The organism is Aestuariibius insulae (assembly GCF_040783535.2).
GTDB lineage: Bacteria > Pseudomonadota > Alphaproteobacteria > Rhodobacterales > Rhodobacteraceae > Aestuariibius > Aestuariibius insulae.
In genome coordinates, this window is the sequence record NZ_JBFONW020000002.1 from 220,800 (window position 1) to 239,324 (window position 18,525).

Annotated in this window: 21 protein-coding genes, 1 tRNA gene and 1 pseudogene; 14 read left to right on the forward strand and 9 right to left on the reverse strand. The window is 55.6% G+C overall.

Going from position 1 to position 18,525, the window contains the following annotated elements; genetic code table 11:
* Positions 1-3 precede the first annotated feature (3 nt).
* Complete coding sequence (locus tag AAD018_RS07420) at positions 4-1,212, reverse strand: NADP-dependent isocitrate dehydrogenase (RefSeq protein WP_367314859.1); 1,209 nt, start codon at positions 1,210-1,212, stop codon at positions 4-6.
* Between the two features lie 200 nt (positions 1,213-1,412).
* Between AAD018_RS07420 and AAD018_RS07425 the strand changes: the two genes are divergently transcribed.
* Complete coding sequence (locus AAD018_RS07425; protein ID WP_367314860.1) at positions 1,413-2,000, forward strand: flavodoxin family protein; 588 nt, start codon at positions 1,413-1,415, stop codon at positions 1,998-2,000.
* Positions 1,997-2,173, forward strand: a complete 177-nt coding sequence (locus AAD018_RS07430; protein ID WP_367314861.1) for a hypothetical protein — start codon at positions 1,997-1,999, stop codon at positions 2,171-2,173. The genes AAD018_RS07425 and AAD018_RS07430 overlap by 4 nt, the downstream gene beginning before the upstream one ends.
* 5 nt (positions 2,174-2,178) lie before the next feature.
* On the opposite strand, the gene AAD018_RS07435 is transcribed toward AAD018_RS07430, so the two are convergent.
* Entirely contained in the window at positions 2,179-3,066 is an 888-nt protein-coding gene (locus AAD018_RS07435; protein ID WP_412005213.1) for a GNAT family N-acetyltransferase, read from the reverse strand.
* A 4-nt stretch (positions 3,067-3,070) separates the two neighbouring features.
* Entirely contained in the window at positions 3,071-3,724 is a 654-nt protein-coding gene (locus AAD018_RS07440) for an alpha/beta hydrolase (protein ID WP_367314863.1), read from the reverse strand.
* Between the two features lie 172 nt (positions 3,725-3,896).
* Here AAD018_RS07440 and iscR point away from each other — a divergent pair, with 172 nt between their 5' ends.
* From iscR to AAD018_RS07500, 12 genes and pseudogenes are all read left to right on the forward strand, one after another.
* Positions 3,897-4,355: a Fe-S cluster assembly transcriptional regulator IscR gene (gene iscR / locus AAD018_RS07445; RefSeq protein WP_367314864.1), complete on the forward strand. Its 459-nt coding sequence runs from the start codon at positions 3,897-3,899 to the stop codon at positions 4,353-4,355.
* Between the two features lie 180 nt (positions 4,356-4,535).
* Positions 4,536-5,651: pseudogene (locus tag AAD018_RS07450) on the forward strand (cysteine desulfurase family protein); the annotation flags it as partial.
* A gap of 12 nt (positions 5,652-5,663) precedes the next feature.
* On the forward strand, positions 5,664-7,172 hold the full coding sequence (gene sufB, locus AAD018_RS07455; protein WP_367314866.1) for a Fe-S cluster assembly protein SufB: 1,509 nt from the start codon (positions 5,664-5,666) through the stop codon (positions 7,170-7,172).
* An 80-nt stretch (positions 7,173-7,252) separates the two neighbouring features.
* Positions 7,253-7,567, forward strand: a complete 315-nt coding sequence (locus AAD018_RS07460; RefSeq protein ID WP_367314867.1) for a hypothetical protein — start codon at positions 7,253-7,255, stop codon at positions 7,565-7,567.
* A gap of 41 nt (positions 7,568-7,608) precedes the next feature.
* The gene (locus tag AAD018_RS07465; RefSeq protein WP_367314868.1) at positions 7,609-7,926 is read left to right on the forward strand and encodes a heavy metal-binding domain-containing protein; all 318 of its coding nucleotides are present in this window, start codon (positions 7,609-7,611) and stop codon (positions 7,924-7,926) included.
* 134 nt (positions 7,927-8,060) lie between these two features.
* Positions 8,061-8,579, forward strand: a complete 519-nt coding sequence (locus tag AAD018_RS07470) for a hypothetical protein (protein WP_367314869.1) — start codon at positions 8,061-8,063, stop codon at positions 8,577-8,579.
* Between the two features lie 121 nt (positions 8,580-8,700).
* A complete protein-coding gene (gene sufC, locus AAD018_RS07475) occupies positions 8,701-9,456 on the forward strand; it encodes a Fe-S cluster assembly ATPase SufC (RefSeq protein ID WP_367314870.1) in 756 nt (251 codons plus the stop codon).
* Positions 9,456-10,748 carry a SufB/SufD family protein gene (locus AAD018_RS07480; protein WP_367315208.1) on the forward strand — a complete coding sequence of 431 codons (1,293 nt, stop codon included), beginning with the start codon at positions 9,456-9,458 and terminating at the stop codon, positions 10,746-10,748. Before sufC ends, AAD018_RS07480 begins: the two co-directional genes overlap by 1 nt.
* Positions 10,749-10,912: 164 nt before the next feature.
* Positions 10,913-11,239 carry a YIP1 family protein gene (locus AAD018_RS07485; protein WP_367314871.1) on the forward strand — a complete coding sequence of 109 codons (327 nt, stop codon included), beginning with the start codon at positions 10,913-10,915 and terminating at the stop codon, positions 11,237-11,239.
* The gene (locus tag AAD018_RS07490; protein ID WP_367314872.1) at positions 11,239-11,829 is read left to right on the forward strand and encodes a YIP1 family protein; all 591 of its coding nucleotides are present in this window, start codon (positions 11,239-11,241) and stop codon (positions 11,827-11,829) included. Before AAD018_RS07485 ends, AAD018_RS07490 begins: the two co-directional genes overlap by 1 nt.
* On the forward strand, positions 11,826-13,049 hold the full coding sequence (locus AAD018_RS07495) for a cysteine desulfurase (RefSeq protein WP_367314873.1): 1,224 nt from the start codon (positions 11,826-11,828) through the stop codon (positions 13,047-13,049). The genes AAD018_RS07490 and AAD018_RS07495 overlap by 4 nt, the downstream gene beginning before the upstream one ends.
* 78 nt (positions 13,050-13,127) lie before the next feature.
* Positions 13,128-13,204: transfer RNA gene (locus AAD018_RS07500), tRNA-Arg, on the forward strand.
* Between the two features lie 220 nt (positions 13,205-13,424).
* Here the strand turns inward: AAD018_RS07500 and AAD018_RS07505 are convergent.
* The 6 genes from AAD018_RS07505 to cysG all read right to left on the reverse strand — a co-directional run bounded on the left by AAD018_RS07505 (position 13,425) and on the right by cysG (position 18,522).
* Positions 13,425-13,925 carry a DUF3299 domain-containing protein gene (locus AAD018_RS07505; protein WP_412005214.1) on the reverse strand — a complete coding sequence of 167 codons (501 nt, stop codon included), beginning with the start codon at positions 13,923-13,925 and terminating at the stop codon, positions 13,425-13,427.
* Between the two features lie 22 nt (positions 13,926-13,947).
* Complete coding sequence (locus AAD018_RS07510) at positions 13,948-15,198, reverse strand: ABC transporter permease (protein ID WP_367314874.1); 1,251 nt, start codon at positions 15,196-15,198, stop codon at positions 13,948-13,950.
* Complete coding sequence (locus tag AAD018_RS07515; protein ID WP_367314875.1) at positions 15,195-15,890, reverse strand: ABC transporter ATP-binding protein; 696 nt, start codon at positions 15,888-15,890, stop codon at positions 15,195-15,197. The genes AAD018_RS07510 and AAD018_RS07515 overlap by 4 nt, the downstream gene beginning before the upstream one ends.
* Complete coding sequence (gene zrgA, locus AAD018_RS07520; RefSeq protein WP_367314876.1) at positions 15,887-16,489, reverse strand: zinc uptake protein ZrgA; 603 nt, start codon at positions 16,487-16,489, stop codon at positions 15,887-15,889. The genes AAD018_RS07515 and zrgA overlap by 4 nt, the downstream gene beginning before the upstream one ends.
* A gap of 28 nt (positions 16,490-16,517) precedes the next feature.
* Entirely contained in the window at positions 16,518-16,838 is a 321-nt protein-coding gene (locus AAD018_RS07525; RefSeq protein WP_367315210.1) for a Fur family transcriptional regulator, read from the reverse strand.
* A gap of 301 nt (positions 16,839-17,139) precedes the next feature.
* On the reverse strand, positions 17,140-18,522 hold the full coding sequence (cysG, locus tag AAD018_RS07530) for a siroheme synthase CysG (protein WP_367314877.1): 1,383 nt from the start codon (positions 18,520-18,522) through the stop codon (positions 17,140-17,142).
* Between the last annotated feature and the right edge of the window lie 3 nt (positions 18,523-18,525).

The following is an 18,525-nucleotide window of genomic DNA, read 5'->3' on the forward strand; positions in this document are numbered from 1 at the left end:
GCTCTACATCGCTTTGTTGAGGTTTTCGTCGATCTTCTCGAGGAAGCCTTCAGTCGTAAGCCACTTCTGGTCTGGACCGACAAGAAGAGCGAGATCCTTCGTCATATATCCGCTTTCGACCGTATCGACGATAACCTTTTCCAGAGTTTCAGCGAAGGTCTGAAGCTGGGCGTTATCATCGAGTTTGGCGCGGTGCTTGAGCCCGCCGGTCCAAGCATAGATCGAGGCGATTGAGTTGGTCGAAGTTGCCTCTCCCTTTTGGTGCTGGCGGTAGTGGCGGGTCACGGTACCGTGAGCGGCTTCGGCTTCCACGATCTTGCCATCGGGCGTCATCAGCTGCGAGGTCATCAGGCCGAGCGAGCCAAAGCCCTGTGCCACGGTATCGGACTGCACATCGCCGTCGTAGTTCTTGCAAGCCCAGACGAAGCCGCCGGACCATTTCATGGCCGCCGCAACCATATCGTCGATCAAGCGGTGCTCGTAGGTGATCCCCGCCGTCTTGAATTTGTCCTCGAATTCTTCTTCGTAGACCTTCTGGAAGATGTCTTTGAAGCGCCCGTCATAGGCTTTGAGGATTGTGTTCTTTGTCGAGAGGTAAACGGGCCATCCAAGGTTCAGACCATAGTTCAACGACGCGCGTGCAAAGTCGTGGATGCTGTCGTCCAGGTTATACATCCCCATATAAACTCCGGAGGAGGGGGCTTTGAAGACCTCGTGCTCGATCACTTCGCCGTCTTCGCCCACGAACTTCATCGACAGCGTTCCTTTACCAGGAAAGAGCATGTCGGTCGCACGATATTGATCGCCGAATGCGTGACGGCCAATCACGATGGGCTGCGTCCAGCCGGGAACGAGGCGCGGAACGTTCTTGCAGATGATCGGAGCCCGAAAAACCACGCCGCCGAGGATGTTCCGGATCGTGCCATTGGGCGACCGCCACATCTTTTTGAGGCCGAACTCTTCGACCCGCGCTTCGTCAGGAGTGATCGTGGCGCATTTTACGCCAACGCCGACTTCCTTGATCTTCTCGGCTGCATCGATGGTGATCTGATCGTCCGTGCGATCCCGCTCTTCCATGCCGAGATCGTAGTAAAGCAGATCAACATCAAGATACGGCAGAATCAGCTTTTTCTTGATGAAATTCCAGATGATGCGGGTCATCTCATCGCCGTCGAGCTCGACGACAGGGTTGTCTACTTTGATCTTGGACATGGGTTCCGTCCCCTTTTTGCGGTGGCGTTGGCGCCGTCTAGCGTATCTCGTTCAGCAGGGAAAGACGGTATGCCGCAGTATACGCAAGATGACGATACAGGGTCATGAGGGCGAAAGAGAAAGCGTGATGGAGCCAACTGGCTGCGACGACGTTCATGAACGAATGGATAACGCCCGACTACCCAATCTAAGGAGCTATCATGGCACATGTCGCTATCGTCTATCATTCCGGATACGGACATACGAAGAAGCAGGCAGAGGCCGTTCAGGCCGGCGCGCTATCAGGCGGGGCAACTGTCGATTTGCTAAAGGCGGACGATCTGACGGATAGCGAAAGCGGGCCATGGGAGACCTTGGAGAAAGCAGACGCGATTATCTTCGGATCGCCGACCTATATGGGCAGCGTCTCTGGCATATTCGAGAGCTTTGCTGATGCAACTTCCAAGGTCTGGTTTGATGGCAAGTGGAAAGACAAACTGGCTGCCGGATTCTCCTGTTCGTCAAGCCTTCACGGAGACAAGTCAGGCGCTTTGATCCGGATGGTTACACTTGCCTGCCAGCACTCGATGATCTGGGTCAGCCTTGGTTTGCCGCCCGGTAAGCCGGAGCATCCGAGCGATGATGCAGGCAATTTGAACCGCCTGGGGTTTTACATGGGGGCAGGCGCGCAGGCCGGGAACGTGCCGCCTGAGGAAGAGCCAATGGCCTCAGATTTGGCAACCGCCGAGCATCTTGGTCACCGTGTCGCGGAAATTGCAGCCAGGCATGTAAAAGGAGCGACATCATGAGAGTGATTGTGGTGTTCTCCACTGTGCTGCTGGCCGCCTGCACGGGTAACCTGAGTACAGATCCTTTAGCGGAGGAACCCGAGGACATTCAGCTCGATACAGCAGGGGAACAGGCAATGGATGACGAATTGCCCGAGCCACGTGTGACAGGCAATCCCTTGATTCTCGAATGACCTGATCAGGCGTCGGTCTTTTCGGCGAGCATTTCCTCAAGGTGGCTTTTGATCGTCGGCCATTCGCTGGCTGTGATCGAATAAACCGCGGAGTCGCGCAGAGAGCCGTCGGGCATCTTCATGTGAGCGCGTAAAATACCGTCAAGGCGCGCGCCGAGCCGCTCAATCGCCGAGCGACTCTGCCGATTCCGGCGATCCGTTCGAAGTTCAACCGCGATGCAGTCGAGATCCTCAAAAGCATGAGAGAGAAGGAGTTTTTTAGCCTCGGTGTTCAAAGCCGTCCTCTGCAAGGACTTCCGGATGAAGGTGGCCCCGATCTCGAGGCGGGCATTTTCTTCTTCAATATTGAGATAAGTGGTCATACCCGCTGGCCGGTCGTCCGGTGTCATCAGCGTAAAGGGGAGCATCTTCCCCTTGCGCTGTAGTGTGAGGCGGCGGGCGATCTCTTCCTCGACGTCCTCAGGTTCCGGGATCGTCGTGTAAGATAGCTTGTTTAGCTCTCCATCCTTGATCGCCTCTGCAAGGCCTTCGGCATGACCGACAGATAGCGGAACAAGTTTGACATGCGTTCCTTCGAGCGTGATCTCTTCGGGCCAGGTCGGCGCTCCGCCAAAGTTGGACATCGTCGGCAAGCCTGCCTGCGCGGGAGCGGATGTGCCTGCGACAACGACCGCCCCCCCGGAAGGCAACATGCCGGGATCGCCAAGCATGGTCCGAACCCGCAATTCGGCCCGGCGGACGCGAATGGACGTCTTGTAGGCTTCCTCGAGCGTCTGTGACGAGGCGCCGAGAAGCTTTGTGATTTCATCCACGAGCTTTTCCTCGTCAGACTCCTCTGACGCCATAAGCGACCTGATAGCCAGATCGTCTGCGATATCCTCGAGAATACCCATGTGACTACCGTGTCGTTTCCGTCAATCGCCGCGTGACGTAGTCGGTCACTGTGTCAATCATAGGGTCCATATGAGGATCTTCGAAGAAATGACCCGCACCCTCGACCTCGGTATGGGTAATCGTGATGCCTTTCTGTTCGTGCAGCTTACCCACAAGCGCATGGGTGTCCTGCGGCGGCGCGACCCGGTCCGCAGTGCCTGACAGGATCAGGCCGGAGGATGGACAAGGCGCCAGGAACGAGAAGTCGTACATGTTGGCCGGCGGAGAGACCGAGATAAAGCCCGTGATCTCGGGGCGGCGCATCAGAAGCTGCATCCCGATCCATGCTCCAAAGGAAAATCCCGCGACCCAGCAATGTTTTGAATTGTTGTTCATCGACTGCAGGTAGTCGAGAGCCGAAGCGGCATCCGAGAGCTCGCCGACACCCTGATCGTATTCGCCCTGCGACCGGCCGACCCCGCGAAAATTGAAACGCAGGACTGTAAAGCCCATTTTATGAAAGGCGTAGTGCAGGTTGTAGACAACGCGGTTATTCATCGTTCCGCCGAATTGCGGATGAGGATGCAGTACAATGGCGATCGGCGCGTCGCGGTCCTTTTGCGGATGATAGCGGCCTTCGAGGCGGCCTTCGGGGCCGGGAAAGATGACTTCGGGCATGGGCGTCCTTCGCGTGTGGAGCCGGGCAGGGCGATTATTGACGACTTCACTCAGGTTCTTTAGAACGGTTCTAAGAAGCGGTCTGCCCTGCCTAGGCTGCATCGAGTTAATGGCGGGGTGGGCGCACGTCAATATGCGCCGATTTTGTGGGACGATTTGGGGTTTTGGTAGAATGAAGCTCAGCACCAAGGGACGATATGCGATGGTGGCTCTGACGGATCTGGCAATCCGTCCGAATGGTCAATTGGTTTCGCTTGGAGAGATCGCGAAAGGACAGGACATTTCCCTCCCCTACCTTGAGCAGCTTTTCGTCAAATTGCGCAAAGCCGGTTTGGTCGAAAGCGTGCGCGGACCAGGTGGTGGATACCGTTTGGCAAAGGGGCCATCCGAGATCCGTGTTGTCGATATCCTAGGCGCAGTGGATGAGACCGTAAGTGCGATGCATAAGGGTGCTGGCGCCTCCGGTGCCGCCTCGGGATCCAAAGCACAGTCTCTTACAAACCGTCTGTGGGAGGGGCTGTCCGCGCATGTCTATGTGTTCTTGCACCAGACGCGTCTGTCAGACGTCGTCGCGAACGAGTTGACACCATGCCCTGCTGTTCCAGCTCTTCTGGAAGTGGTCGATGGCTGACTTTATCGGAGCGCCTTCGGCGCATCAGATGCTTTTGCGCTCGCCGCGCGGGCATGAGGGGCGCTGCCCCTCATCCTCCCCGAGGTATTTCTCGCAAAGTGAGAATAGGACGTGAGGGAACGGGTCTATCTTGACTGGAATGCGACGGCGCCTTTGCGGCCAGAGGCGCGGGAGGCAATGATCGTGGCCATGGAGGCAGTGGGCAATCCGTCATCTGTGCATGCTGAAGGGCGGACGGCGAAGGCGATTGTCGAGCTTGCGCGCCGGCAGGTGGCGGAACTCGTCGGGTGCGAGGCGACCCAGGTGGTCTTTACAAGTTCGGCGACCGAGGCAGCGGCTTTGGCCGTCGCGCAAAAGGACCTTCATGGCGGCGTGTTTGCTGCTTTGCCGACTGAGCACGACTGCCTCGAAGTTTGGAGCGAGACCGTGCTTCCGGCCTTTCACCGCGCGGACGGAACATGGAATACGTCTGGTATCTCTGAATTTCTTAATTGGATCGCGGGGTTGGCTGGACCAGAGTGGTCGGCTGATCGAAATCCAGTTGCCTTGGTTGCCATCTCGGCCGCAAACAGCGAGACCGGCTTGATGGCGCATAACGGCGAAGTCACCTCCAATAACAAAGTCAATGCGGCTCGTGCAGGGACGGTCCCCTACTCGGTCGTCTGCGACATCACGCAAATGGCCGGTAAGGTTCCAGTCAACTACCCGGAACGCGCGCGTCCGTCCTATGTGATCTTATCTGCACATAAACTTGGCGGTCCCAAGGGAGTTGGAGCGCTCATCAACTTCACCGGGGACGATGCTAAGGCCGTCATTCGCGGTGGCGGTCAAGAGATGGGGCGGCGGTCTGGAACCGAGAATGTGGTCGGCATCGCTGGATTTGGAGCTGCCGCCAACGCGGCAGTGCAAGATCTTGAGGCGGGGGTATGGGACCGGGTCGCGAAACTTAGAAATATTCTAGAAACTACTATTGAGGCCCGCATACCCGGTACTATTTTTATAGGACGGGATGTGGAGCGGCTACCGAACACAACCTGTCTCATCGCGCCCGGTTGGCGCGGAGAGACCCAGGTGATGACAATGGATCTTGCCGGGTTTGCAATTAGTGCGGGATCGGCGTGTTCGTCCGGAAAAGTGAAGGCGAGCCGGGTATTGCAAGCCATGGGATATGATGAGGCCGAAGCCGCGAGCGCGATACGCGTGTCGCTAGGTCCAACGACGACCGAAGAGGATGTTATGCGGTTCGCGCAGGCGTGGATCGGGGGATACGAGAAGCACAGGTCAAAGGCGGCCTGAGAGGAGAACGAAATGGCGATCATGGATGTGGATGTCAAAGAAGGTGTCGATCAAGATACCGTGGATGCGGTCGCCAAGCTTTCGGGTGCGTACAAGCACGGCTGGGAGACAGAGATTGAAATGGAGTTCGCTCCCAAGGGGCTGAACGAGGATATCGTCCGTCTGATCTCGGAGAAGAATGAAGAGCCCGAATGGATGCTGGACTGGCGTCTTGAGGCTTATCGGCGCTGGGTTAAGCTGGACGAGCCGGAATGGGCAATGGTTCATTATCCGAAGATCGATTTTCAGGATCAGTACTATTACGCACGCCCCAAGAGCATGGAGGTCAAGCCCAAGTCTTTGGACGAAGTGGACCCAAAGCTCCTGGAGACCTATGCCAAGCTTGGGATCCCTCTCAAAGAACAGGCGATCCTGGCCGGCGTGGAGCCTGCGCCTGAGGACCGAAAGGTCGCCGTGGATGCGGTCTTTGATAGCGTATCAGTAGGCACGACCTTCCAGGCCGAGCTGAAGAAAGCGGGTGTAATCTTCTGTTCGATAAGCGAAGCGGTTCGAGAATACCCGGAGTTGGTCAAGCAGTATCTGGGCAGTGTCATCCCGCAGTCCGACAATTATTACGCCACGCTCAACGCTGCTGTCTTCTCGGATGGATCCTTTGTCTATATCCCGCCAGGCGTGAAATGCCCAATGGAGCTATCGACGTATTTCCGGATTAATGCCGAGAATACCGGACAGTTCGAACGAACGCTGATCATCGCGGATAAGGGCTCTTACGTGTCTTACCTTGAAGGGTGCACCGCGCCCCAACGCGACACTGCGCAATTGCACGCCGCTTGTGTTGAACTCGTGGCTTTGGACGACGCCGAGATCAAGTACTCCACTGTCCAGAACTGGTATCCAGGCGATGAAGAGGGACGGGGTGGCATATACAATTTCGTAACCAAGCGCGCCGACTGCCGTGGAGCGCGCTCTAAGGTGATGTGGACGCAGGTCGAGACCGGTTCGGCCGTGACCTGGAAATATCCATCCTGCATTCTGCGGGGTGATGACAGCCAAGGTGAGTTCTACTCAATCGCAATCACTAACAACATGCAGCAGGCCGATACCGGTACGAAGATGGTTCATTTGGGCAAAAATACGAAATCCAGGATTGTCTCCAAAGGGATCAGCGCGGGCAAGGCCCAGAATACATATCGCGGGCTCGTCTCGATGCATCCGAAGGCGAAAAGCTCTCGCAATTATACCCAATGCGATAGTCTGTTGATCGGAGACAAATGCGGGGCGCATACGGTTCCCTATATCGAAGTGAAGAATAACTCGAGCCGGGTGGAGCACGAGGCGACGACATCCAAAGTGGATGACGACCAACTGTTCTATTGCCGGTCACGAGGAATGGATGAGGAAGAGGCCGTGGCGCTGGTGGTGAACGGGTTCTGCAAGGAGGTCCTTCAGGCTCTTCCCATGGAGTTCGCAATGGAAGCGCAGCAGTTGGTTGCCATCTCATTGGAAGGCTCGGTCGGGTAGTCCAAACAAGCGGAGCGCTACATTGATGCAGCCCAGCGGCGGCATCAGTGTCAGGTCTTGAAAGCAGACGGAGATCTGTCATGAACCCGATTGTTATAGGTTTCGTTTGGGGAGGCGTTTTTTCTTCAGTCTTGGCTTTCCTAAACCTCCATTATGACGCAATCGCTGAGGCCAATGGCGGCACCCCATTTGAAAGTCCAATCTTTCTTGGATCACTCGGTTTTTTGGCGCTGACCGCTCTGCTAATCGTTGTGATGTTGCTAAGTGGTATCCTGCTTGCCCTTGTTGGCAGGGGAAGCCCACGCCGTTGGCGCATCTTGGCCAGCTTCTTTGTTGGTCTCGCGGTTGGCCCTATGGCTGCAAGGCTTATCGAAGCTGGTGCGGTTCAACTGTGATCCCGGCACAGCGGCCCGAGGAGCATGAGGAAGATGATGCGATGATTGTAACAACGACACCATCAATCGAAGGTCAAACCATTCTATCTTATCACGGCGTGGTGGTTGGAGAGGCTATTCTTGGTGCGAATGTCTTTCGCGATGTCTTTGCCCAGATCACCGATATCGTCGGAGGCCGCTCAGGCGCGTATGAGCGATCCCTGGGGGAGGCGCGCGATACGGCAATGCGCGAGCTTGAAGAGCGTGCAGCTGAAAAAGGCGCGAATGCGGTCGTGGGCGTGGATCTCGATTACGAGGTTATCAATAACATGCTAATGGTCTCTGCCTCCGGGACGGCGGTCCGGGTTAGACGGGAGTGACCTTGTGATCCTCGCCAGTTCAGCCGACCACCGTAATCGCGTGACGCGCTGCCGTGCGTGCGCCTTGTCGCTGCCCCTTTTTCGCCACGACCGCGGATTAATCGGTACGAGACAGGTCGACGGACGGGCGCATCATGACATCAACCACCTTTGCAACTCAGCAGAAAGTTTTTGCAAAGCGCATGAAGCGCATCGAGAGTGGTCGAAATCGTCGTTGGAAAGATCCCAATACCGGCTTCACCGTCACCAAGAAGGCCGGAGCGAAGAAGTCGATGCCGTCTCCGCCGTCTTTCGTTCGGTCCGTCATCGTCGGAGTCGCGGTTCTTCTGATCGCGCGTTACGCGCTTTTTCAGGCGGAAATTTACGCACCCGAAGATGTCTTGGCCTACGCGGCGGGTTATATGCCCATCATTGTGGTGGCTTTCCCGCTCTTCTTGCTTCTGACCGTGCGGATGATGTTTGGGCGGCGTGGGTTTCTGTCCCTTTTGATGCAGGCCGGAACCGTCATTCTGGGCGCGGCCGCCTTGCACAACGCGGTCTGGCTTGCGCCGGACGTCTTCCTTCAAGTCTTTTCTCCCGAATGGGTGAGCAGCGTGAAGGCAAGCGCGGAGCCTGGCACGCTGGTTCTGGGATCGCTGACCTACCGGCTTTGACCCTCGCCGCATCCGCGGCATTCCCCTATATCCAACACAACACGCTCTGCACGGATCCCAGTCCGTATGCGGAGCGATTTCTTTTGGCGCGACGCCGTTCGATGACAAGCAGGAGAGCACTATGCTGACGATCAAGGACCTTCACGTTCGACTTGAAGAGGAGGAGAAGCAAATCCTCAAGGGCGTCGATCTCGAGATAGAGCCGGGCAAAGTCCACGCGATCATGGGTCCGAATGGATCGGGTAAGTCTACGCTCAGCTACGTTTTATCCGGCCGCGATGGCTATGAGGTTACGGCGGGATCTGCCACGCTAGACGGCGAGGATGTCCTTGAAATGGAGCCGGAGGAGCGGGCTGCAGCTGGTCTGTTCCTCGCCTTTCAATACCCGGTGGAAATCCCAGGCGTCGGGAACATGACCTTCCTGCGCACAGCGGTAAATTCACAGCGAGCCGCCCGCGGGGAAGACGAGGTATCGGCAGCCGATTTTCTGAAGCTGATCCGCGAGAAGGCCAAAGCGTTGAAGATCGACGCCGATATGCTCAAACGACCGGTCAATGTTGGCTTTTCCGGGGGAGAAAAGAAGCGCAACGAGATCCTGCAGATGGCGGTTCTAGAGCCAAAGATGTGTATTCTCGACGAGACAGATTCCGGGCTCGATGTCGATGCGATGAAGCTTGTGTCGGACGGGGTCAATGCGCTTCGGGATGCAGGTCGCTCTTTCCTGGTTATCACTCATTATCAAAGACTTCTTGACCATATCAAACCTGATGTCGTGCACATCATGGCAGATGGTCGGATCGTGCAAAGCGGTGGTCCCGAGCTTGCGCTCGAGGTTGAAAACAATGGCTACGGCGATCTTCTAGCGGAGAGTGCGTGATGCAGGCTTTGCGTGAATTGAAGCAATCGACGACCCAGACACGTCTTTCGGGCCTCAAGTTCGAGAATGGCTCGGTCTGGGCCAACCAAAGCCGCTCTGCCGCGCGCGACAGGGTTTTAGATATGGGCCTTCCACATAAACGCGATGAATACTGGAAGTTCAGTGATCCAGCTTCGTTGGTAGATATGTCTGTTAAACCCGCGGCTCTCCTCGAAACGGATGAGACAGCCGTCTTTGGAGAGATCGATCGTCTTAAGGTTGTGTTTGTCGACGGGGTTTTTGACGCCGACGCTTCGGACCCGCTCGAGATGGAGAATTTAGAAATTCTTCGGCTATCAGATGTCTTTAACCATGACATCCATTGGGCGAAGGATCTCTACGGCGTTCTTGAAGCTCGCGGTCAGTCCCCGGTCGAGCGGCCTCTGGCGGCGCTCAATACGGCCTTTGCTACCGACGGTATCGTGATACGAGCGACAGGTCAGGTCTCAAAGCCGATCAATTTGATCTATCACCATAAGAACAAGCAGTCAGACGCAATTCTGCATCATGTCGTCAAGGTTGAGGAAGGAGCAGAGCTTACCATCCTGGAAACCGGTCCAGCCGCCGCCCGGTTTAACAAGGTGATGGAAGCCGATATCGCCGATAGCGGCAAGTTTCACCATGTGCGTGCACAGGGTCGAGATCATGAGCGTCGCGCCATTACAGGCATGTTCGCGCGTCTTGGGACGAAGAGCTCTTTCAAGTCTTTCACGTTAACGGCGAATGGAGTGCTGACGCGAAACGAATGCGTGATCGAACTGACCGGTGACGACGCGATTGCACATGTCGCTGGCGCTGCAGTCGGTGATGGCAACGATTTTCATCACGACGACACCATTTTCATCACTCATGATGCTGTCAACTGCGAGAGCCGCCAGGTTTTCAAGAAAGTTCTGCGAAATGGGGCGGTTGGTGTCTTTCAGGGCAAGATTCTAGTTAAGGAAGGCGCTCAAAAGACGGATGGCTACCAGATTAGTCAATCGCTTCTACTAGACGGCGACAGCCAGTTTCTGGCTAAGCCAGAACTCGAAATCTATGCAGATGACGTCATTTGTTCCCACGGATCGACCTCTGGAGCGATTGATGAAGAGGCGTTGTTTTATCTTCGTTCACGAGGCATTGAGACGGCAAAGGCAACCGATCTCCTAACCTTGGCTTTCCTGGCGGAAGCGCTGGATGAAATCGAGGATGAGGCCCTCGCAGACGATCTGCGTTTCCGCCTCGAATCTTGGCTCGCCCGTCGTAGCAGCTAGTGTCTGTCTTCCGCGATATATTCAGAAGCTGGAGATCGCCTCGGACAATCGTCCGGGGCCTTCTTGCCCGTGGACATCGGGAAGACAGGGCGATCGCCTACCTCATGATCAGTTGCTTCTTGATCTTTATCGCGCAGCTCCCCCGCCTCGCGAGGACCGCCCATTTGGATAGCATCGATCTAGATAGACTGGTCGCATACGAGTTCATGGCATGGCTCATCATCTGGCCGCTTGCATTCTATGGCCTTGCCGGTTTGTCGCACATCGCCGCAAGGATGCTCGGCGGTCGTGGAAATTGGTTCTCCGCACGTCTTGCATTGTTCTGGGCGCTTCTAGCCGCCACCCCAGCGGCCCTGCTTTATGGTTTGACGATGGGACTTATTGGACCCGGCCCACAAGCCTCACTGACCGGCTTTATCTGGTTGTTGGGTCTCGCTTGGATCTGGTTGTCGGGACTAGTCGAGGCTGAAACGCAGGAGGCTACCATCTAATGCTGCTAAGCTCGCCTGTTGTAGGACAGCTCCTACGAGAAACGGTTATAAGACCATCGTACGCGGCGCGACGGCTGATTGACCTACGTCTTTCCGGCGAGGCGATTTGGACAGCTCTGGCGCTTGTCGCTGTCTTGAGTGTGCTTGCGGTTGCCGTTTGGCAATTGGTTCTCCCGGTTACATCCCAAGAGGGAATGATCGCAGCTGGTCCAATGGTCATGGGGGTCATCGTTGCATCAGTGACAATCGCGCTGGCTTTTGTAATCTACTATCTTGGTCTTGCGATGGGAGGATCTGGCGGCTTTGCCGCAGCCCTGACACTTGTTGTCTGGTTCCAGTTCTTCACGACTGTTCTTCAGATGTTGCAGCTTCCAATTGCCTTGGTTACGCCAACCCTGGCGAGCGGGATCACCGTGCTCGCTATGGGCGTGGCAATCTGGGTCATGGTTAATTTCGTGAATGTCCTACATGGATTTCAGAGTTTGGCGCAGGCAGGTGTCTTATTGATCCTTGCCTTCGTCGGCATGGCGCTTGGACTTGGCTTTATTTTGACCCTGATAGGGGTTTCTGTTCCCGGAGGGGCCCCATGAGTTACGACGTTGAAGCGATCCGAGCAGACTTCCCTATCCTGAGCCGGATGGTGAATGACAAGCCGCTTGTCTATCTCGATAATGGCGCATCCGCTCAGAAACCGCAGGTTGTGATCGACGCTATCAACACTGCGTATTCGATGGAATATTCCAATGTGCATCGCGGTTTGCACTACCTCTCAAATCTCGCGACCGAAAATTATGAGGCGGTCCGGGGAAAGATTGCCAGATTCCTGAATGCACCTTCCGAAGTAGAGATCGTACTCACTACTGGAACGACCGAGGCCATCAATCTCATCTCGTATGGTTGGGCTGCCCCGCGGATGAAGACGGGCGATGAGATCATTCTCACCGTTATGGAGCATCATGCGAATATAGTACCTTGGCATCTGCTTCGAGAGCGGAACGGCGTGAAGTTGGTTTGGGTGGACGTGGATGCGGCCGGAGCACTTGATCCACAAAGGGTCCTAGATGCCATTACGCCGCGCACAAAATTGATCGCTATTTCTCATCTGTCGAATGTTCTAGGCACCAAGGTCGACGTGAAGGCGATTTGCGATGGCGCAAGAGAAAAGGGTGTCCCTGTATTGGTCGACGGTTCGCAGGCGGCCGTCCATCATAAGGTCGATGTGACAGATCTTGGCTGCGATTTCTATGCAATTACAGGCCACAAGCTCTACGGTCCCTCCGGATCCGGCGCAATTTACATTCGCAAAGAGCGGCAGGACGAAATGCAGCCCTTCATGGGCGGCGGCGATATGATTCACGAGGTGACAAAAGAAGACGTGAGCTGGAATGATCCGCCGATGAAGTTCGAAGCGGGCACTCCAGGCATCGTTCAGACAATCGGGTTTGGCGTAGCGCTTGATTACATGACATCTCTTGGAATGGACCGGATCGCGGCCCACGAGGACAACCTTCGGGACTACGCGACAGAGAGGCTCTCTGGCCTCAACTGGCTAAACGTTCAAGGAACGACACCTGACAAGGGCGCGATCTTCTCCTTCACACTTGATGGTGCGGCTCATGCGCATGATATCTCGACGGTTCTTGACAAGAAGGGGATCGCAGTTCGGGCTGGACATCACTGCGCTCAGCCTTTGATGGATCACCTCGGGGTTCCAGCAACCTGCAGAGCAAGCTTTGGTCTCTACAACACCCGAGAAGAAGTCGATGTCCTGGTGGAAGCGCTGGAGCTTTGCCACGAGCTTTTCGCCTAACCGGATTGGCCGGGTATAGGGCGTCGTCTTGAATTTGCGATTGTCGACTTTGGCTCTATCCCATATAGCGATGCGAGTGCACCCGTAGCTCAGCTGGATAGAGCGCTGCCCTCCGAAGGCAGAGGCCAGAGGTTCGAATCCTCTCGGGTGCGCCACTTGCTTGAGCGAACTGCGTGCAAGGTCTTGGCTCCCGATCAGATCATCTCAGGACTTTTGTCGATATCTTGATTTCAGACACATTAATCGCGCAGTAGCTATCGAAGATCCGCTTATCTCGCAAAGATCTCGCACTATATAGCAAATCTTGAGCCTGACGCATCGAAGACTTTAACCTTTATCGAAAGCCCAGGATCCAAATGGTGATCGTAGCCGATCCTACCATTCATAAATTTCCATCTCATCAGCTGTGATCGCATAGCCCGTCTGACCCAGGTCCGTTGACTGAAGCTGGGTCCGCATCGTGCCGATCACCCATACCGCGTCCCATAATCGATCTCCCGGCCAAGGCTGCTCCGTATGAGCGAGGACAAGCTGATTTGCGGGGGGGGGAGGAACATGGATACAAGCCCCAATATACGGAACTAGCATAAAATCGGTTACGCCTTCAGAACTGAGATCCAGCGGAATGATGAATCCTGGCATCTTGATGTAGGCCCCATCCAGCTCTTCGTTCAACTTCACCCCATTCGCATCATAAATCGGGTTCCAGGTATCATTGATCTCGTCAAGCTCGCCTTCACCGATGATTTCGGAATAGGGCACACCGGGCGGGATTAGGTCCTCCCACATGATCTCTCGCGGGCTTGCCGCACGCACCAAGCTTGGCGTCATAAACGAGGCAGAGAGTAGTGTTAAAAGGGTTCTGCGAGTCGGCATCCGGGGTACTTCGCTCCAGTCATCAGTTCTTTACCATCATGCCATCAGCGACGGACATTCTGTAGGCCCTAAGCGCAGGAGCGAGGCTCACGATTGCGCCAGCGAAGATTACTGCGAGGATCGCTACAATCTCGTAGCTCCCAGGTGCTTCTATCGGCAGCCAAAGACCGAAGGCTTGGTCGACAAGAGGTTGCGCGATTATCAGTCCGATATAGAGAAACCCCAGACCAAGAAGAGCGCCGATAGCCGCTGTCATCATCGCTTCAAAAACAAGCATACTCATAATAGTGCGGGGGCGCGCGCCCATAGCCCTAAAGATTGCCATCTCGCGCCGTCGCTCATTCAGGCTGGAAAAAATCGTTGCCATCATTCCGATAAGCGCCGTGACAACCACCATGGCCGAGACAGCAAGAAGCGCTGTTTCGGCAATCCCCACAATGCTCCAGAGTTCTTGCAGTGCAACACCTGGCAAGATCGCCAGCAAGGGCTCCTCAGGGTACTCATTTATGCTTCGCTGGAGCGCAAAGGTCTGTAGCGGGCTCTCGACGCCGACCAGAGCTGCTGTCACAGCTTTTGGCGTTAAATCCATTTGTCGAATGACATCAACTGGTGTGGATTGGCCTGGAATTTGGGATCCGCTTCGCCAGTCAACGTGAATAGCTTCTATGGCCTCCAGACTTACGATCAACGTTCGATCTACCGGTGTCCCGGTTCTCTCAAGAATTCCGGAAATCTGAAACGGCTGATCCTTGTGTTCAGTAAACGAGGCCAGACCATGGGCGACTACAATCGGATCTCCGATACTGTAGTTCAAAGTCGCGGCCACTTCGGCTCCGATGACAGTATCGAAAAGATCCTCCATGATCTTCCCTTGAGCAAAAGCGAGCGATCTGCCCTGCCGATACTTGTAATGCTCAAAAAAGGCCGGATCCGTACCCATGACGCGAAATTGCCTGTGACTATCACCTAAGGAAATCGGAACGATCCAGTCAACTTCGCGCCGAGATGCGATGTCTTGATAGCTTTGCCACGTCACATTATTTGTGGCATTGCCAATTCGGAAGACAGAATAAAGCAAAAGCTGAACCGATCCGGATCTTGCGCCAACGATCAGATCGGTTCCCGATATCGTATCGGCAAAGCTCGCCTTCGCGCCAGTGCGTACCTTTTCGACACCCAGAAACAGGGCAACTGAAAGAGCAATGGCAAGAATAGTCATTCCCACAGTCATTGACCGAGCAATAAGAGAGGCAAGAGCAAGCCTTGCAATCACGCGGGCACCCGCCCGACTTTGGCAATATCTTCCATGTTAATAACGCGGTCGAAAAACTCACCTAGACGAGGATCGTGGCTTACCATCAAAAGAGAGGTGCCGTGTTCCTTGATCTGTTGAAATAGCAGATCCAGGAAGCCAGCCTGACTATCAACATCAAGCGCAGATGTTGGTTCATCGGCGACAATCAAGGGAGGGTAGCCAATCAAAGCGCGTGCGACAGCAACACGCTGCTGCTGACCGACACTAAGCTTTTCCGCTGATAAATGTTCGATGCCGTCAGGGAGACCAAGTGCAGAGCAAAATCGCAAAGCTTCGTTTGCGATGTTACCCGCTCGTTTTCGACGCTCTGGGGCGAAACGAAGGGGCAACAAGATATTGTCCATCACGCTTCCAAAAGGGAGCAGATTGAACTGCTGAAAAATGACCCCGATATACTCTGCGCGAAGCCGGTCCCGTGCTCCACGAGACAAAGCTGTCAACTCAGTCTCCGCAATCTCTATGCTGCCACTGCTTGGTAAAACAATACCACAGATCAATGACAGAAGCGTCGACTTTCCCGACCCGCTTCGACCTAGTAGTAAAATCGTCTCACCCTTATTTGCCTCTAAGCGAGGCACCTCAATGGAAAAGCCGCCCGAACCCTTCCACTGATAGGCGACGTCTGACAGCTTCAGTACCGTTTCGGTCACACGTCCTGGCGCCCGAGACTGAGCTGGGGTTCGGCAGATTCCACATTGTAAGCTTGCGCGCCTGACGCCGTAATAAGCTGCACATTCACCTCCTTCGCATTTGGGAAGACCTCAAAGAAGGCAAAGTCAATCTCTGTCAGTGCAGAAGAGTTCTCACAATCGAACACGTAACTGGCATGAAATTCGGTATGACCGGCTTCCTCAGCATGCGCTTCGTGATCTGCATCTGCATGATCATGCGCGTCATGATCGTGATCGTGTCCATGATCTTCATGGTCGTCGTGTTCGCTCTCCAAATCAACGCGAGCTTCCGTCACGGTACAAGCTGCTGAACTTGGAAAGACAAACAGATCAAGCGGTGTCTTGAGCGTTTCGAGCGTCGTCTCAATTGCAGCAAGATCCGCGTCACTCTCGGCGGCATATTCAAAGCCGACTATGTCCGCGCCGGGTGCATGGAAGTCTACAGTAACGGTGCTGCCATCGATCGCCATGTCGAAGGTGCTGGTGCCGTGTTCATGAGCATCGAGTTGACGTGTGTCTTCGGCCAGAACTGGGCTGGTTGCGAAAAAGACGATGGCGGTAAGGGTATGTTTTTTCATGGGATCCAGACTGCATTTATGTAGATGATCAATCTCTGCAACTCGCACATTGCCCTCGAATTTCGACAATATGTCGATCAGCCCGAAAGGCACTTTTCCTCGTGAGTTCTTGAAGTTTCGCCACAAGCTCACCTCCGTCATGTTCTTCGACCGATCCGCAATCTCCGCAGACGGCAAGAACCGGAACACCATCCTCATGATGACATTGGCAACACACGAAAGCCCTACTAGACTCAAGCCGATGAACGCGGCCCTGATCGGTCAGGGCAGAGAGGGCGCGATAGACTGTCGGCGGCGCAATGCCGGGCTCATGCATCTGAAGCTTTTCAAGGATTTGATAGGCAGTCATTGGCGTCTTGCCATCCTTCAAAAGGGTCAAAACATCATCTTGCCGAACGACAGCCTGCTTCCTCAATCGAACATCTCCCTACATGCTCTGGATGTATCTTATAATATAACAAAAGAAAAACCATACAGATAGGAGGCATGCGCGTCTTCTCGCCTCTTCTCAATCCGATTGGTCGAAAACTTGCGCAGATGGCCAGATACATCGCGGAAAGAATATACCACTAAGATGGCAGCTCATAGACGTAGCTTGTCTCGCTACGAACTCTCAAGTGGGCTCATCGACTAGGCAGCGGGCTTCAGAGCTATGCAGCTTTTGCGCGCTTTGCGACTGCCATCTTTGGGAAGCGCGCAAGGATAAGAGACCTGCCGGTGACCGAATGATCTTTCAAGGCGCTTTCAAGGTCTTTCAGTTTGCATTCTATGAGATGCTCAGTTGGCAGGGATACATCGCAGGCAATGTCGACAGGGGTATCGCAGTGAGCTCCGCGATCCCTAAGAGCTTTCGAGATCGTGCCTGCGGTGCGCACGCCCATATAAATCGCAAGCGTTGTGCCGGGCCGCATGTGCTCGGCCCAATCGGGGGCCGGATCGCCTGGGCGACAGGCCCCCGTTGCGATGACAACCGTGTCGGTCTCGCCGCGCTCCGTAAGGCTCCGGGAGAGACTTGCGGCAGCAGCGCTTGCCGCAGTGATGCCCGGGACGATTTCGACAGGGATACCAGTCGCGCGGGCAGCCTCCATCTCTTCGGTCGCACGACCAAAGATCGACGGATCACCTGACTTCAGCCGAACAACGCGGCGACCTTTGCGGGCTTCAGCAATGATGAGGGAGCAGATCCGGTCCTGAGGCCATTTCGAGGCACCTACCTCTTTGCCGACGAAGACACGTTCCGCATCGCGCCGGGCCAGTTCCAGCACATCCGGATCAACAAGGCGATCGTAGTAGATGATGTCTGCCTCCTGCAGACGCTCAACAGCCCGGAGCGTCAAGAGATCGCGCGCGCCTGGGCCAGCCCCGACAAGCGAGATATGACCCTTGCCCGCATCCTCGGGCACGCGCCGCATTGCGATTGCGGATTTGATAAGTTCGGCTGCGTCGGCTTCTGCTCCCGCACGATGAAGCTGCGTCGGCGCGCCGCCAAAGACCCAGGCCCAGAAGGCGCGGCGGGTGTTTTCCGGCAGTTGCTCGGCCACGGCGCCGCGCAGCCGTCCGGCCAAGGCGGCAAGCCCGCCGATGCGGGGCGGCAGGAGCGTTTCAATCCGCGTTTTCAGCGTACGGCCAAGCACCGGGGCGGTTCCTTCCGTCCCGATGGCGACGACGACGGGGTCGCGGTCCACGATAGAGGGCGTAGTAGCGTCGCAAAGTTCGGGCCGGTCGACGACATTGACAGTCGCGCCGCCCGCCTTGGCAAGCGCATGGAGCGCGGCATCGGCTCCGGCGCATCCTGTGGCGATAAAGGTGAGCGCGCTGCCCGCGAAGGTCTCCGGAGCGATGGGGCAGGCGTCGTGGGTGGCCCGGTTCTGAGCAACGAGGCCGCGCAGCTCGGCGTCAAGTTCGGGTGCGGCGAGGACAATCTGGGCGTCGGTCTTGAGGATCAGGCGGGCTTTCTGGGCCGCCTGTTCGCCGCCCCCGGCAATGACCACGCGGCGGCCGGTGGTGCGAATGAACATGGGAAAGGATTTCATTTG